Source organism: Bacillus sp. BB081, from assembly GCF_008368895.1.
Classification (GTDB): Bacteria; Bacillota; Bacilli; order Bacillales; family Bacillaceae_G; genus Bacillus_A; species Bacillus_A wiedmannii.
In genome coordinates this window covers 55,135-70,070 of the sequence record NZ_QOZX01000037.1, presented here as the reverse complement: position 1 = coordinate 70,070, position 14,936 = coordinate 55,135, and the positions used below count along the sequence as shown (strand labels likewise).

General features: G+C 37.2%; 16 protein-coding genes. 2 read left to right on the top strand and 14 right to left on the bottom strand.

Features of this window, described 5'->3' with window-relative positions; all coding sequences use genetic code 11:
* Window positions 1-86 precede the first annotated feature (86 nt).
* The 3 genes from DN394_RS17185 to DN394_RS17175 all read right to left on the bottom strand — a co-directional run bounded on the left by DN394_RS17185 (window position 87) and on the right by DN394_RS17175 (window position 3,465).
* Complete coding sequence (locus tag DN394_RS17185; protein ID WP_149294026.1) at window positions 87-1,535, bottom strand: MDR family MFS transporter; 1,449 nt, start codon at window positions 1,533-1,535, stop codon at window positions 87-89.
* Window positions 1,536-1,556: 21 nt separating this feature from the next.
* Window positions 1,557-2,948: an MFS transporter gene (locus tag DN394_RS17180; protein ID WP_098208662.1), complete on the bottom strand. Its 1,392-nt coding sequence runs from the start codon at window positions 2,946-2,948 to the stop codon at window positions 1,557-1,559.
* Between the two features lie 151 nt (window positions 2,949-3,099).
* On the bottom strand, window positions 3,100-3,465 hold the full coding sequence (locus tag DN394_RS17175) for a DoxX family protein (protein ID WP_097918408.1): 366 nt from the start codon (window positions 3,463-3,465) through the stop codon (window positions 3,100-3,102).
* A 281-nt stretch (window positions 3,466-3,746) separates the two neighbouring features.
* Here DN394_RS17175 and DN394_RS17170 point away from each other — a divergent pair, with 281 nt between their 5' ends.
* Entirely contained in the window at window positions 3,747-4,232 is a 486-nt protein-coding gene (locus DN394_RS17170) for a MarR family winged helix-turn-helix transcriptional regulator (protein ID WP_097918409.1), read from the top strand.
* Window positions 4,233-4,290: 58 nt separating this feature from the next.
* Here the strand turns inward: DN394_RS17170 and DN394_RS17165 are convergent, their stop codons facing one another.
* From DN394_RS17165 to DN394_RS17150, 4 genes are all read right to left on the bottom strand, one after another.
* Window positions 4,291-5,538: an FtsW/RodA/SpoVE family cell cycle protein gene (locus DN394_RS17165; protein WP_097918410.1), complete on the bottom strand. Its 1,248-nt coding sequence runs from the start codon at window positions 5,536-5,538 to the stop codon at window positions 4,291-4,293.
* A 7-nt stretch (window positions 5,539-5,545) separates the two neighbouring features.
* Complete coding sequence (locus DN394_RS17160; protein WP_097993868.1) at window positions 5,546-5,953, bottom strand: PadR family transcriptional regulator; 408 nt, start codon at window positions 5,951-5,953, stop codon at window positions 5,546-5,548.
* A 4-nt stretch (window positions 5,954-5,957) separates the two neighbouring features.
* Window positions 5,958-6,491 (bottom strand): sigma-70 family RNA polymerase sigma factor, encoded by a 534-nt coding sequence (locus tag DN394_RS17155; protein ID WP_098704870.1) that lies wholly within the window; start codon window positions 6,489-6,491, stop codon window positions 5,958-5,960.
* A gap of 339 nt (window positions 6,492-6,830) precedes the next feature.
* Entirely contained in the window at window positions 6,831-7,241 is a 411-nt protein-coding gene (locus DN394_RS17150) for a DUF2283 domain-containing protein (RefSeq protein ID WP_097918413.1), read from the bottom strand.
* Window positions 7,242-7,484: 243 nt separating this feature from the next.
* On the opposite strand from DN394_RS17150, the gene DN394_RS29010 reads away from it, so the two are divergent.
* Window positions 7,485-7,649, top strand: a complete 165-nt coding sequence (locus DN394_RS29010) for a hypothetical protein (protein WP_000561154.1) — start codon at window positions 7,485-7,487, stop codon at window positions 7,647-7,649.
* A gap of 436 nt (window positions 7,650-8,085) precedes the next feature.
* On the opposite strand, the gene DN394_RS17145 is transcribed toward DN394_RS29010, so the two are convergent.
* The 7 genes from DN394_RS17145 to DN394_RS17115 all read right to left on the bottom strand — a co-directional run bounded on the left by DN394_RS17145 (window position 8,086) and on the right by DN394_RS17115 (window position 14,767).
* The gene (locus DN394_RS17145; RefSeq protein WP_097918414.1) at window positions 8,086-8,859 is read right to left on the bottom strand and encodes a VanZ family protein; all 774 of its coding nucleotides are present in this window, start codon (window positions 8,857-8,859) and stop codon (window positions 8,086-8,088) included.
* Window positions 8,852-9,184, bottom strand: a complete 333-nt coding sequence (locus DN394_RS17140; protein WP_046957114.1) for a PadR family transcriptional regulator — start codon at window positions 9,182-9,184, stop codon at window positions 8,852-8,854. Before DN394_RS17140 ends, DN394_RS17145 begins: the two co-directional genes overlap by 8 nt.
* Before the next feature lie 115 nt (window positions 9,185-9,299).
* Window positions 9,300-10,982, bottom strand: coding sequence for an aerobic glycerol-3-phosphate dehydrogenase (gene glpD, locus DN394_RS17135; protein WP_046957115.1), 1,683 nt, complete (start codon window positions 10,980-10,982; stop codon window positions 9,300-9,302).
* 133 nt (window positions 10,983-11,115) lie between these two features.
* Window positions 11,116-12,606 carry a glycerol kinase GlpK gene (gene glpK, locus DN394_RS17130; RefSeq protein WP_097918415.1) on the bottom strand — a complete coding sequence of 497 codons (1,491 nt, stop codon included), beginning with the start codon at window positions 12,604-12,606 and terminating at the stop codon, window positions 11,116-11,118.
* A gap of 12 nt (window positions 12,607-12,618) precedes the next feature.
* Window positions 12,619-13,440, bottom strand: coding sequence for a glycerol uptake facilitator protein GlpF (glpF, locus tag DN394_RS17125; RefSeq protein WP_097918416.1), 822 nt, complete (start codon window positions 13,438-13,440; stop codon window positions 12,619-12,621).
* Between the two features lie 228 nt (window positions 13,441-13,668).
* Window positions 13,669-14,229 carry a glycerol uptake operon antiterminator GlpP gene (gene glpP, locus DN394_RS17120; RefSeq protein ID WP_000394295.1) on the bottom strand — a complete coding sequence of 187 codons (561 nt, stop codon included), beginning with the start codon at window positions 14,227-14,229 and terminating at the stop codon, window positions 13,669-13,671.
* Between the two features lie 88 nt (window positions 14,230-14,317).
* Window positions 14,318-14,767: a helix-turn-helix domain-containing protein gene (locus tag DN394_RS17115; protein WP_149294025.1), complete on the bottom strand. Its 450-nt coding sequence runs from the start codon at window positions 14,765-14,767 to the stop codon at window positions 14,318-14,320.
* Between the last annotated feature and the right edge of the window lie 169 nt (window positions 14,768-14,936).

Here is a 14,936-nt window from a genome sequence, read left to right as displayed (position 1 = left end):
ACAATTAAGACTGGGAAGTACATAAAAATTAATGTTGAACAAGAAATAGATTAAAATCTTGTTTATCAATTAGCGAAACCCTTCTATTAATGAGCTGAGGTTTCCGAACGCTTTATAAACAATGCTACAACGACTGCAAGTAGTGCCAAACCAAAGCCAATCGTAAATGCGTTATGCACGCCTGAAACCATCGCTTCCATCAATTGAGCTGGGTCAGTTGGATTTGAAGATGCCTCCAAATATTTCTTTTGTCCGGAAGTCATAACACTAATAAAGAAAGCAACTCCTATCGCACCAGCTACTTGCGACAAAGTATTCAAAATGGCTGTTCCGTGCGGATAAAATCGCCTCGGAAGTTGGTTCAAACCGTTCGTTTGCGCCGGCATCATGATCATTGAAATGGATACCATCATACTGACATGTAATAGGATGAAAGTTATTTTAGACGTATCTGCCGTTACTTGTGTAAAGAACCACATCACACCTGCTAATAATATCGTACCAGGAATAATAAGAGCTCTTGGACCAAATTTATCAAAGAGCTTCCCTGAAACTGGAGAAAGCATACCGTTCAATAAACTACCCGGTAGCATGATAAGACCAGTTGCATAGACAGTTAAGCCTAAAGCACCTTGAAATAAAAATGGTAGTAACGTCATTGTCGAGAACATCGTCATCATCATGATCGTCAATAAAATTGTCGTTAGCGTAAACATCGGATATTTAAATGCACTAAGATCTAGTAATGGCTCTTTCAATTTCAATTGACGTAATACGAAGAATAGAAGTCCTACAAGGCCAATTAGGATGATTCCATACACCTGGAAACTATCCCAACCTTCACCCGAGCTACTAAATCCATAAACAATCCCGCCAAATCCAATTGTAGATAAAAGAATAGATAATACATCTACCTTTGGTTTAGTAGGCTCTGAGACATTTTTTAAATAGATGAACGCAAAAACAATGGAAAAGATTGCAAACGGAAGAACGATATAAAATAGCCATCTCCAATTCAATGTTTCCAAAATGATACCTGAAAGTGTCGGTCCAATGGCAGGAGCGAACATGATTACAAGCCCAATACTCCCCATTGCCGCTCCCCTCTTTTCCGGAGGATATAGAAGGAGAATCGTATTCATTAAGACGGGCATCATTAATCCCGTACCTGCGGCTTGTAACAAGCGACCCACCAATAGTATAGAAAATCCAGGCGCAATTGCACTTACAAGTGTACCAACAGTAAAGACCACCATAGCACCTATGAATACTTGTCTTGTTGTAAACCATTGTACTAATAAAGCAGAAGCTGGAATGAGTACAGCAACAACAAGCATGTACCCTGTTGAAAGCCACTGAAGAGTCGACGGTGTTACATTCAACTCAATCATTAATTGCGGAAAAGCAACGTTCAATAATGTTTCATTCAAAATGGTAAAAAACGCCCCAATGATCATCGATATTAAAATTGGGAGTCTTTTCACATTGTCAAACTCCTTTGACTGCGAAGAAACAGACGCAGTTTGAGCATTCATACATAAACCTCCTTGTATTTTTTATAGGTTTTTATTACCTTTGCTAGTCATATTTAACGTAGAAGCACCCATACCAAATTGAAAACGATATAACACAACTACAAGTAGGATCAATAATGACATCACGCCGAAAATATTACTATACATATTTGCAGCTTCATTTGCAATAAAAGGATTCAGCTTTAGTGAAGTAGAACCTTTGTCAAGCAATTTCCCTACTACACTCATGGCCATCGCGCCCGATATGAAATTAATCATCGAAAGTAATCCCATTCCAACACCTGTCTCTTCCTTTGACAGTGTTTGTGAAATCGTATTAGACATCGAAATCTGCATAAAGGTTTGTCCTACATTTCCGAAAATTAGAATGAATGCAATGACAAAAGCCGAGACTCCAATGAAAGTAGATAATAATGAGAAAGCAAGGAATATGAATACTGAGGCAATAAAAATGAGTGCAAAGTTGCCTCGAGTATCAGCCAACCGTCCTCCCTTTCTTCCCATAATTGCCGACGCAATTGCTGCTGGAACTAGAACAAAGCCAATATTCGAAGGAGTCAATCCATTTACTGCCGATAGAAATTGCGGCGTCATGAATGTCATGCTAAAACTCATCGCTGTCGTCATAAAAGCAAGGAGTAGCCCAATCGAAAAATTCTTATTTTTAAACAGAGTCGGTTTAATAAATGGCTCTTTAGCTTTTCTAATCCGCAGAATGAAAAAAGCTAACATAATAAATCCTCCAAGGAATAACAACACTTGCATCTGCGTAATGGCAAGCAAGAAGAACGCGACTGATACGGCTAATAGCCCTCCTCCCAGAACATCAATACTACCTGCCTTCCCTTTTGCATTGTCTAAATACTTCCTAAAGAAAGGAAGTGTTAGAAGCGGTAGTAAAGAAAGAACAAACATAAATCTCCAACTTCCAAAGCTTGTGATTAATCCTGCCGCAACTGGTCCTAACGCATTACCAAGTGCTAAACCAATCGCTGAAGTTCCAAGCGCACGGCCCCTTTTCTCTGGCGCAAAGTACCTAACCGGAATAATCATCGCTGTCGCTGGAAGAACAGAAGCCCCCGCAGCTTGAATAACACGCCCCAAAATGATAACCCAATACTCAGTAGCAAGTAGACCAAGCAAGGAACCTAGAGCGAAAATAAGTAATCCATACGTCAACAAGTCCTTTAGCCTATATTTATCTGCAAGTTTTCCCATCACGATAGAACCAACAGCGTAAACGACCATATAACTAGTCATAATCCAGCTAACCTCTGAAGGAACAAGGTTGAATTCTTTACCGATTTCAGGAAGAGCTACATTAAACATCGTACCGTTCATAACCGAAAATATTAGCGTAACTACTAAAACCCCTAGCAATTTATCCGCGTTTTGTGATGATTTATCTACCATCGTGTAGACCTCCTTTTCTCTTTCCCATAATCTATACAAATTTAAATGAGTATCAACATAATGAATATCCTCACTATTTTATTATAATGAGGATATCTTTTTATCGTAATTCAGTCTCCATTCATTTGAACCTACTAATCTACAATTTATTTTACAGAAGTTCTGTTACTGCTGAAAAATGAACGACTGCAAGAATTAGCGCTAAAATCATAAGCACTGCTGCCGGCATCATTTTACCAATTGAATCTTTAACACGAATATGGAACAATACAGCCCCTAACATAATACAAGCAATCCATAATGCCGCTAAAACGAGTATTACCTCATTCCAAAAACCAAAAATCAGCCCAACCACTCCTGCTAAAGCGATCCAACCTGTCGCAATTCTGAACCATTGAGGTAAACCTAAATGAGAGAAAGCTTCTACTTGCATTTTTGCTCCCGCAATTTTACTAACACTTGAAAAGAAAAATGCAAAAATTAATAAACATTGAAGTACTAGTGCTACAATAGTCATGTACAATCCTCCGTTATATGTGTTTTTAAAGTATTACTATTGAATCATGAAACGACTTACATAGATCCACCTCGCTCTATTATCATTTTCTATAGACCCCAGCATCAGTTATAATAGTAATTATTCTCGAATTATCGGCAATTACATATTATGAGCATGCGATATAATGAGGTTACTCACTAATTATTTATAATATAGAGAGGATACTCACTAATAATATACAATATATTTATGCAACGTGCAAAAATGAACTAAAAAATACTGAGGAGGTCATTCCACTCATGAAATCAAATTATCCAACTGCAATAGATGTCATCCACATCTTAATGCAATCGACCAACTATGTTCAAAGAGAGTTTCAATCTCAATTATCATCCCTTGACACACCTTACCATCTAACAGGGCCAAGGCTACGCGTTCTATCCACCGTTTCTGAAAACGGCCCGATTCGAATGAATGCATTAGCTGCTAAACTAGGTGTCAAAGCACGTACAGTTACCGATTTTGTTGATGCACTCGAACAAGATAAGCTCCTCATTCGTATACCAGATCCAACCGATCGCCGAGCTACATTAATTCAACTTACTGAACGCGCGCAATCTAATATGGAAAAAGCACTCACTTTCCAGGACAAGGTCGCAGACGATATTCTGAAAAACCTCACATTAGAGCAACGTGAACAATTTTTTGAACTTCTATTACAATTAATAAAAGATAAGCAAATTCCTGATTCATGCGGAGAAGTTGGAAACGGAAAAACTTGTTAAGTGTGTAAATAAAACCACCTATGCCCTAAAGAATATAGGGAATGGGTGGTTTGTTTTTTTAAGCTGATTTTCTCGCTAAAAGATCTTTACGTCGATATACACTCAGCACGATCCCCATTATAAATGCATGAAACAAAGTTGGTACTAATCCATAACTAATAAAAGGTAATGATATAGAAACACGTGGTAATATCCCAAGGATCATGCCAACGTTACAAATAAAATGGATTGCAAACAGAGTCACTCCGCCAACGAGAAGCAATTTACCATAACCATCATTGATTTTATAAGCTATGTTCATTATTCTTACTGCAAAAAGAGAAAGAATAATGACAAGAACTAGCGCAAGTACATATCCATAATAGTAAGTCAAACTCGCGAATACAAAATCAGTATGGGCAGCAGGGATAGACTTTATATTTCCATATGTACCAAACCAGCCTGCTGAAGACATCGCCTCTTGTAAACGTAAATCCCATTGATCATGCGCTGGGTTTATAAATCCTAAAAATCTAGCTATCCGGTATTCTTTTACAGCAGACCAGGAAAATAGATCCCTAATAATAAAGGGTAAAATTGGTAACATTGTAATGAGCCATGCCGTTTTCTTTCCTAGCTTACTCCACCAAAGCATAACGAATACCATCGTAATGTAGATGAAAATTGCTAAAAGAATTGATGTAGTTAGAAATAGATATAAAGAAAATACGTACAACATGAGAAGATGCATAAACTTTAACCTACTATTATTGAAAAAAGAAGCCCAAGCTAGAAAGAAGAATGGTATCGTCATTAAACAGTCAATTTTGATGGGGCCAATTTTTATTATTGCTTCCCCAATCACGTAACCAGTCGGAAAACATTTTATCATTAACAAGATAAGTACACCGATTGTATAAAACAGCCACCCGAGCCTCTCTAACTTCCGATAATCAAGTAGCATGATTCCAACAGCTGTTACAACACCGAGAATAACAAATATCACCTTATTCATTAATAAGTCAGCATGTCCAAAAGCTATAACCGGTAAAAATCCTAGCCCCATCGCAGCCACTAACAAAATAATAAGGAACCAATCCACCTTTGGCTTATGTAGTTTGTTAAGCTCCCGGCCAAGTTTAATCGGACTCCCCATTTGCTCCACAGCCTTATCTTCAGCCACTTCCTCACTTAATCCTTTTTCTATCCATGTGTTCTTCGCCTGTTTTAAGTGAAAATCTAGTTCAGTTGCTACAAAGCTCTTTGCTTCTTTTGATTTAATATGATTCGTAACTTCGCTTACAAAACGCTCCCCTTTTTTATTCAATTTCGCCTCACTCCTGTACTAAGCCTTTTAATATAAATTGTACCTTCGTAGCATTTTTCTCTGCCTTTCGCAGCATCTTTCTTCCTTTATCATTTAATTGATAATATTTCGCTCCCGCGTGATCCCAACTTGATTGAATAAAACGATTCTGTTCTAGACGATGTAATACGGTATATAAAAAACCTTCATTTCCTTCGAATTTTCGAATCCCTCTCCCTCGTAGCAGCTGTGACAATTCGTATCCTGTTTTTTCATTACTGAGGAGTTGTAAAATGGCTAAAGAGATGTCCTCTTCCTTTTCGTGTGATGCATTGATTTTTTCGCGCACCCGCTTTCGGTGTTGATCAGAAAAACTCAAATGTTTAAACGTTGTATTCTCCATTGCTTTTCGCAGGCCTTTTAATCGATCTTCCATTTGATTATTCCTCCAATCCTTTCTTCAAAAGCTCCTTCGCTTTTTTCAGTCTCGTTTTTATCGTGTTTTCTTTCACGTCTATTACAATAGCAATCTCTTTAATTGATAATTCTTCATAATAAAATAGATAAATCACTTCTCGATATTTTACCGGTAAACTCATCACTGCAGAAGCGAGCTCACGGTCCTCCGCATTTTGAATGACAATTTGTTCGACACTATCATTTTGAACCCCAATATAAGCAGATTCATCCTCTGCCACGATCACCTTTTTGTTATACCAACTCTTTATATAGTCCTTACATTGATTAATCGCAATTCTCCATAACCACGTTTTCACATTCGACTTCCCTTTGTATGTATGAAGAGATTTATAACATTTCACAAATATATCTTGCGTTACATCCTCAGCAACCTCTTTATTGTTTACATATGAATACACAAGTTGCAGGACTTCTTGCCCATACTTGTTCATAATTTCATCGATAAGGAGTTCCTTATCTTCTATTTCAAACGCTTCTACCGTTAATTCATCCACATCATTTCCTCCTTCCCATATATTAGACGACGTACTGTATGGAAAAGTTTTATAAATTTATAAAAAAAATCCGTTTGGCAATTATGTTTTTTATAAATCACTTCCTCAGCAACTTACATATAATAAACCGAATAGTCGTTACGATACATTCACCTAAAGAGCGTCTTTCTCTCAGGGCGCTCTTTAAGTTTGCAATAAGGATGTTGTGTTAGTTTTCTAGTAGTTCTGGATCTTCATAAATATTTTTATCAAAGTCATTACTCGAAAGCTTTTAATTTAGCATCGTGTATCCTCAGCTAAATTAAAAAGAGAACCCATTTAATTGAGTCCTCTTCCCTCCTAACACTCACTTAAAAAATCTAATATTTCATAGCCATACAAAGATGGCTTGATAATATCAAAACCAATAAATTCTTCATAATTCTTATCTGCAAAATAAAATACAACATTTTGAAATAACACTTTTTGCAAATAATTATCCTGAGAAACCCGAAATGAGTATATGTAGCTATTATCATTTGAAGTTTTCTTTTTATATATTTTACTCCTATTTGTTAATTCTTTTAATTTATCAGCATTTTCTCCAAAAAACTCAATCCCCACTATACGATCAAATTGATCTATATCTACATTCAGTTTTGGATTTTCTTCCAATTCTTCAGTTGTTTCAATCTCAATTTCTGAAGTGAATGGAATTACATACAAATATGCCATCTGGATTTCAGGATCATAAGTAATTAATTTTTTCATGATACACCTCGTAACGGTATCTTATTTTTGTATTAATCTTTTCTCAACAAACTAAATATTAGGTTTTTTGATTATAAAATACAAGTACAGTATGTGAAGTTCTACATAACACAGCTGCTTTTTATCCATATGTCTTGTTCCCGATTTTAAAACATAATACAATTGAAATGTAACTTAATAAGCTATAACTAGTAGGTGTGGCAATCATCTCTTCCATTTTGAAAAAAGGGGGGAGGTGATAATATGATCGCGATGTTTGTAATTAAATTAGTGTATGGTATCCTAACAGGAGCTGGCGTTGTCATCGGTAGAAGATACGTCGGTCCGTGGCTAATTTCTGTATACAAAAAAGCGAGAACCACCCTGCTTCGTGGAAAAGGTAAGGGCGGTTCTCGGCTAAAACGTTAATGTAATTGTCTTATAACCGCACCTACTACCACCACAATAGCAAGTTAGGTTACACAAGGCAGAAGTTTCTCAGGCTTCTGTCTTCTTTATTTTATGCAAAATTCATACTATATACTCTATCATCATTGTAACACATTTTATTTATTTTTAGTCAAGGTAAAAACCACCTGAAGGAGTTCTCTTCAGGTGGTTTTTACGCTAACGCAGCTGTCTGCTCTTGTTGATCTAGACTTTTTCTAGTTCAGCTGTGCCGTTCTCATCATTTATAGCACCAATAAAGACGGATTATGTACCCGCTTCATAACAGTATGAGTAAACAATGAACAACACCTATTACGAATATAAAAAATCCTCTCACTATATAGTACCTATGTTTTCAGCAATACTCTATTACCATCAAACTAAATTTATATAATTTAAACTACAGAATAGCAAGCTAATTTTCAAATATCTTCTTGCGCATTATCCTAAATTTATTATCTATTTGTATCATGCTTATAAATAAAAGATATCCTACCGACGCACCGAGCATATTTATAGCAATCCGCCACACATCAAAAACATCAGACAAAGTTAGTAAATGTAATATCTCCCAAACAAGAAAGGTCATAACATACCACTTACGAGCTTTCTTATAGTTAGTCACTTTATTAATCAGCACTGGAACGAAAAATCCGAATGGAACTACTAATATTATATGTTGTAAAACGTTTAACCAATAAGTTGAGTTTCCCCAAGGACCTGGATGCGCAATAAAATCTTTAACTTGCCAAAGTGTTATTCCAAAAAGTTGTAATAACGTTTCTAAATCAGATATATGTAAAAATTGCCGCCAAAATTCAATGGGATGATAGACAGTCCCACCTGTCAAACTGCGAACAGAGTCAAATGTTGAAGTTGAAATAAATGTTCCTAAAAAGACAATAAAACAAATGATTATATAAGGAATACATAAAATTTTTGATAATACCTTTAATGGCCTAGGAACTTCGTATACCGATTTATTAATCTCTACGCCAATAACTTTTGATTCTCCAAAACTTTGAATCGCTTTATAAATCGCTTCTTTTTCATTCATACCTTGTTCCATATATTCTTCTTTCAAGCTGTTCAAGTGATCATACATTTCTAGAAATAACTCATCCTGTTCAATATCACTAAGTTCTGAGTAAGCTAAAATAGACTTAATATACTCATCAAATTCACTCATAAATAACTCCTTTCTGACAAGATTGAATTAATGATGTTACACGCTCCCAAGAGTTCACTTTCTTCTGCAATTCTTTTTTCCCTTTATCTGTAATAGTATAGAATTTCCTTTTCATCCCATTCTCAGATTCATTCCAATAAGATTCAAGAAACTCCTTTTTCTCTAATCTCTTTAAAGCAGGATACAAAGTTCCCTGCCCCATACTATACAAATCTTCACTTGCATCCTTTAAACTTTGAGCTATTTCATATCCATATGTATCACGTTTTGCAATGATAGAAAGTAATAAAATATCTATACTTCCCTTCAAGATTTCTTTGTCCAACAATACCACCTCCTTATATACATCGTATAACAACATATGTCGTTATGCAACATAGTTAGAAAAATAACCCATAAAAAAACCACCTGAAGGGCTCCCCTTCAGGTGGTTCTCTATTTTACGCTAACGCAGCCGCCTGCTCTTGTTGATCTACAGGAATTACAGCATCTGTTAATGCTTTTTCTAGTTCAGCTGTGTATTTCATTTGCTCTTCTTTGCTCCAGCCTAGTTTCGCAGCCATGTAGTTGATTACTGCTTCTTTCCACTCGTATACCCAGTGAATGTTGAAGAATACAGCGCCTCTGCGGCGTACGAAGAAGTCAACTGGTTTTGCTGTCATTTCGTAATCCATTGCGTATACAAGCGGGATTAGAACTTCTAGCGGCATGTTGTATTCTTTCGCTTCGTCTTTATGTTTTTTCGCTAAGTCGAACAGTACGTCAACGTTAGAACCGTAGAATTTCGCAAATTCTTCCGCTTGTGCTGTCGTTAAACCGTATTTCGTACCTTCGCCTGCTTTTTTCGCAACGAATGCTGGGAATCCATGTGAACCATCTACATGTCCACCAGAGATTGGCATATGTTTCGTGTCGCTCTTCGGATATGCACTATGACCCTCTTTTTGTAGTAAGTTCGTTACGTAGTCTACTACCATTTCAGCCATTTTACGGTATCCTGTTAATTTACCACCAGCGATTGTAATTAAACCAGATTCAGAAGTCCAAATTTCATCTTTACGAGAAATTTCAGATGCATTCTTACCTTCTTCATAAATTAACGGACGTACACCAGCCCAGCTTGACTCTACATCTTTTTCTGTAATTTTTACACTTGGGAACATGTAGTTAATCGCATTAATGATGTATGTGCGATCTTCTGTTGTCATGTGTGGTACAGCTGCGTCTTTATCATAGAACGTATCTGTTGTACCTACGTATGTTTTTCCGCCGCGAGGAATCGCGAACACCATACGTTTATCTGGTGTATCGAAGTAAATTGCTTGCCCTAATGGGAAACGTTTTTGATCAATTACTAAGTGAACACCTTTTGATAACTGAAGTACTTTCCCTTTTTTAGAGTTATCTTTTTCACGAAGTGTATCTACCCAAGGACCAGCTGCGTTTACAATTTTCTTACCGTAAACTTCGTACACTTCTCCGTCTAGTAAATCGATTACACGTACACCACATACTTTTCCATCTTTATATAAGAAACTGTCTACTTTTGCGTAGTTAACAGCTTTCGCACCGTGTTCAATCGCTTCTTTCATTACTTCAATTGTAAGACGCGCATCGTCTGTACGATATTCTACGTAGTAACCGCCGCCCTTTAGTCCTTCTTTTTTTACAAGAGGCTCTTTGTTTAATGTTTCTTCACGGTTAAACATTTTTCTGCGCTCGCTTCGTTTTACACCTGCTAAGAAGTCATATACACGAAGACCAATTGATGTACTGAATGATCCGAACGTACCGCCTGTATGGAACGGAAGTAACATCCACTCTGGTGTTGTTACATGGGGACCGTTCTCATATACGATCGCACGCTCTTTCCCCACCTCTGCTACCATTTTCACTTCAAGTTGTTTTAAATAACGTAGACCACCGTGTACAAGCTTCGTTGAACGACTTGATGTACCTGCTGCAAAGTCCTGCATTTCAAACACAATTGTTGATAACCCGCGTGTTGCTCCATCTAATGCAATACCAGAACCAGTAATACCTCCACCAATTACGATCACATCTAACTCTTGTTTATTTACTCCGTTTAATACGTCTTTACGTTGTTTACTTGAAAATTTCATGGTAATTCCTCCCTTTGATAACGAAAAAAGAGACCACGAACTCCGCTATAGATTTCGCCTCTATAGCGTGTTGTGGTCTCTCCAAATCTCCTACCGAATTATTAACTTGTCACCATTATAACACTGTTTATGATTATTTGAAAGCTTTTGTTGCTTCAATTGCTTTTTTCCATCCAGCATATAGCTCTTCGCTTGTTTCCGCTTCCATCGTTGGTTCAAAGCGTTTGTCCATATGCCACTGTTCTTTAATTTCATCTTGGTTTTTCCAATATCCAACCGCAAGACCAGCTAAGTACGCTGCACCTAAAGCCGTCGTTTCATTGATTACTGGACGCTCTACAGGAACGTCTAAAATATCACTTTGGAACTTCATTAAGAAGTTATTTTTAACTGCTCCGCCATCAACGCGTAATGTTTTTAATTCAATACCTGAATCTGCTTCCATTGCGCATAATACATCTTTCGTTTGGTAAGCTAAAGATTCTAGTGTTGCACGGATGAAATGCTCTTTCGTCGTACCGCGCGTTACACCAAACATAGCGCCACGTACTTCACTATCCCAGTACGGTGTACCTAATCCTACGAATGCTGGTACAACGTATACACCGTCAGTTGATTCAACGCGAGAAGCATATACTTCACTCTCACTTGCATCTTTAAACATGCGCATTCCGTCACGTAACCACTGAATTGCAGAACCTGCTACGAAAATACTTCCTTCTAATGCGTAGTTTACTTTACCATCTAAACCCCATGCAATTGTTGTTAATAGACCGTGCTCAGAAGCTACTGCTTTTTCACCTGTGTTCATTAACATGAAGCAACCAGTTCCATAAGTATTTTTCGCCATACCTTCACCGAAACAAGCTTGTCCAAATAATGCTGCTTGCTGGTCACCAGCTACACCTGCAATCGGTATATTTTGACCGAAGAAGTGATAATCAATTGTTTCTCCATATATTTCAGATGATGGACGTACTTCTGGAAGCATGCTCTTTGGTACTGTTAACATGTCTAGAAGCTCATCATCCCACTGTAAGTCGTGAATGTTAAACATTAATGTACGTGATGCATTTGAGTAGTCTGTTACGTGCGCTTTACCACCAGATAGTTTCCATACAAGCCACGTATCAATTGTTCCGAATAATAACTCGCCGTTTTCTGCTTTTTCTCTTGCACCTTCAACGTTATCTAAAATCCATTTTACTTTCGTACCAGAGAAGTATGCGTCAATTAAAAGACCTGTTTTTTCGCGAACCATTTCGCCATAACCTTTTTCTTTTAACTCATCACAAATTTCAGCTGTTTGGCGAGATTGCCATACGATTGCGTTGTAAATTGGTTTACTAGTTGTTTTATCCCATACAACCGTTGTTTCACGTTGGTTCGTAATACCGATACCAGCAATTTGTTCTGGTTTTACATCTGCTTCGCTTAAGCAAGTTGCGATAACTGCTAAAATAGATCCCCAAATTTCTTGTGCGTTATGCTCTACCCAGCCTGGCTTTGGAAAATGTTGTGTAAACTCTTTTTGAGCTGAATGAACAATTTCACCTTTTTTATTGAACAGAATTGCGCGTGAGCTAGTTGTTCCTTGGTCTAATGAAAGAATATATTTTTTCATAATGGTTTCCCCCTATGCTACTTTTCTACTATTTGTGCTACTTTCACTTTTTTTACTTGTCATATAAGAGATTGCTAGTACAATCACTGTTGCGATAATTACATAAATAAGTGCTGAGTTTTGTTTTCCTTCAAATACAACTTGATGGAATAAACCTGCAAGTGATCCACCTAAAATTGGACCAACTACTGGAATCCATGCATACTTCCAGTTTGAACCGCCTTTTCCTGCAATCGGAAGGAAGAAGTGTGCGATACGCGGACCTAAATCACGAGCCGGGTTAATCGCGTATCCTGTCGTTCCACCTAATGATAAACCAATACTTACAATTAAGAAACCTACGATAAATGGATTTAATCCATCTGCAAATTTATTTGCTCCAATTGCTAATATACCAAATACTAAAACGAATGTTCCAATCATTTCACTTAAAAGGTTTGTAAATGTGTTCGGAATTGCTGGGCCTGTTGCAAATACACCTAATTTTGTTCCTGGATCTTCTGTTTCTTTCCAGTGTGGTAAGTAATGTAAATATACAAGAACTGCCCCGATAATTGCCCCAATCATTTGTGCTGCGATATAACCTGGTACGTCACTCCATGGGAACGCTCCCTTAAATGCTAATCCTATCGTTAAAGCCGGATTCAAATGTGCCCCACTAATTGATCCAACTGCATACGCTGCCATAGCAACTGCTAAGCCCCAGCCCATTGTAATAACAATCCAACCAGAATCTTTCGCAAACGATTTCTTTAAACTTACACCAGCGCAAACGCCGCCACCAAGTAAGATTAACAACGCAGTCCCTACTAACTCTCCTAAAAATGCTGACATAGTATCCCTCCACAATCAATTTAAACGCTTCCAAATGTGATAGAGGTAAAATGAATGGCCATTCGTTTTTGTCAAAAGAAAAAGACCCACAGCTTTGCACGCTTCTATATAAATTTATATAGAAACAATGAAATGTGGATCTCTTCTTTTCTCCGTCACGTTTATTAACTTGTCTATAATGTTAACCTTTCATGAAAGCGGTGTCAACAGAATTTTTTCACATTTTCGTCACTTTTTTTGGTAATGTTTCCATAGTTCTTTTTTTGATGTCGTAATTGCTGTCGCACCAGCATTTAAAGCTCTTTCAACATCTTCCACTGTACGAATGAAACCACCCGCCAAAATCGGTACACCAGTACGCTCTTTCACTTCAGCAATCACATCCGTTAGCGCACCAGGAAGCACCTCTATATAATCCGGCTTCGTCTTCTCTAGCAAATTACAGCTCTTTTCCATCGCGCTAGAATCAATTAAAAAAATGCGTTGAATTGAGACGACACCCTTTTGCTTCGCCTTCATAATCACGCTCGCCTTTGTCGAAAGTAACCCGTACGGTTTATATTCTTGGCATAAAAACTCCGTCGCATGCCCATCACTTTGTAATCCATGGATCAAATCAACATGTAAAAACACCTTTTTACTATGCTGCTTCGCAAGTGACACAACACTCTTCAATTGACCGACATGAATATCTAAAATAACAATATACTCATACGAACTATGTAATAGCTTTTCCAAATCTTTAATTTGCCTCACTGCCGGCAAAATCTTTTGTTCATGAAATTCCATTCTAAATGTCCCCTTCTTTATGTCATCCTATCCTTTATAGTACACAATTTGAGTAGAAAGAACAGCTAGTGCGGGGAAATTATTTCCTCTATCTATATATTTTCTTCAACTTATCAGAAGCCGTGCCACCTATAACCATTAATATGAGGGGTAAAAAATTCATTACATACGGTGCATCTGCTACAAGTGTAATGCTCGCTCCGGCAAACTTATTTAACATCCATACAACGATTTTTGTAACAAATAAAAATACGCCCATCATAAATAAACTATCGAAAAACACCTTCCATTTTGGATATGCTAAATGTTTACTATCTTCAATTACTTTCTGCGTCAACTCTTCATCACTCCTTAGCAGTTCATCAATCGTAATACCGAACAGATCACTTAAATGAATAATAATTTCAATGCTCGGATAGTTCTTTCCCGTCTCCCATTTCGAAACAGATTGTCTACTTACATGAATTTTTTCAGCCAAATCATGTTGCGACCAATTTCGTTTTTCTCGTTCTCGTTTCAAGCGTTCACTAAAAATCATACTGTGTTTATCACCTCTCTACGTCTAGTATGGGCAAATAACTGATGAAGAGTAAAGCTAGTTGTCGTTGCGTCGGCTGTGCAACTTATGCGTTACAGGTTGTAATGGCGCTATGTAGTGTGTATATGGGGTTCGACCGAGATACGTGTAAAAATAGGTCATATCCTTA

Bases quoted from the DNA above. Each gene is read 5' to 3' on its own strand.
- glpD (WP_046957115.1), bottom strand. From the start codon at position 10,982: ATGAAATTTTCAAGTAAACAACGTAAAGACGTATTAAACGGAGTAAAT.
- glpK (WP_097918415.1), bottom strand. From the start codon at position 12,606: ATGAAAAAATATATTCTTTCATTAGACCAAGGAACAACTAGCTCACGC.
- DN394_RS17175 (WP_097918408.1), bottom strand. From the start codon at position 3,465: ATGACTATTGTAGCACTAGTACTTCAATGTTTATTAATTTTTGCATTT.
- glpP (WP_000394295.1), bottom strand. From the start codon at position 14,229: ATGGAATTTCATGAACAAAAGATTTTGCCGGCAGTGAGGCAAATTAAA.
- DN394_RS17160 (WP_097993868.1), bottom strand. From the start codon at position 5,953: ATGGAAGATCGATTAAAAGGCCTGCGAAAAGCAATGGAGAATACAACG.
- DN394_RS17170 (WP_097918409.1), top strand. From the start codon at position 3,747: ATGAAATCAAATTATCCAACTGCAATAGATGTCATCCACATCTTAATG.
- DN394_RS17145 (WP_097918414.1), bottom strand. From the start codon at position 8,859: ATGAGTGAATTTGATGAGTATATTAAGTCTATTTTAGCTTACTCAGAA.
- DN394_RS17150 (WP_097918413.1), bottom strand. From the start codon at position 7,241: ATGAAAAAATTAATTACTTATGATCCTGAAATCCAGATGGCATATTTG.
- DN394_RS17185 (WP_149294026.1), bottom strand. From the start codon at position 1,535: ATGAATGCTCAAACTGCGTCTGTTTCTTCGCAGTCAAAGGAGTTTGAC.
- DN394_RS17115 (WP_149294025.1), bottom strand. From the start codon at position 14,767: ATGATTTTTAGTGAACGCTTGAAACGAGAACGAGAAAAACGAAATTGG.
- DN394_RS29010 (WP_000561154.1), top strand. From the start codon at position 7,485: ATGATCGCGATGTTTGTAATTAAATTAGTGTATGGTATCCTAACAGGA.
- DN394_RS17180 (WP_098208662.1), bottom strand. From the start codon at position 2,948: ATGGTAGATAAATCATCACAAAACGCGGATAAATTGCTAGGGGTTTTA.
- glpF (WP_097918416.1), bottom strand. From the start codon at position 13,440: ATGTCAGCATTTTTAGGAGAGTTAGTAGGGACTGCGTTGTTAATCTTA.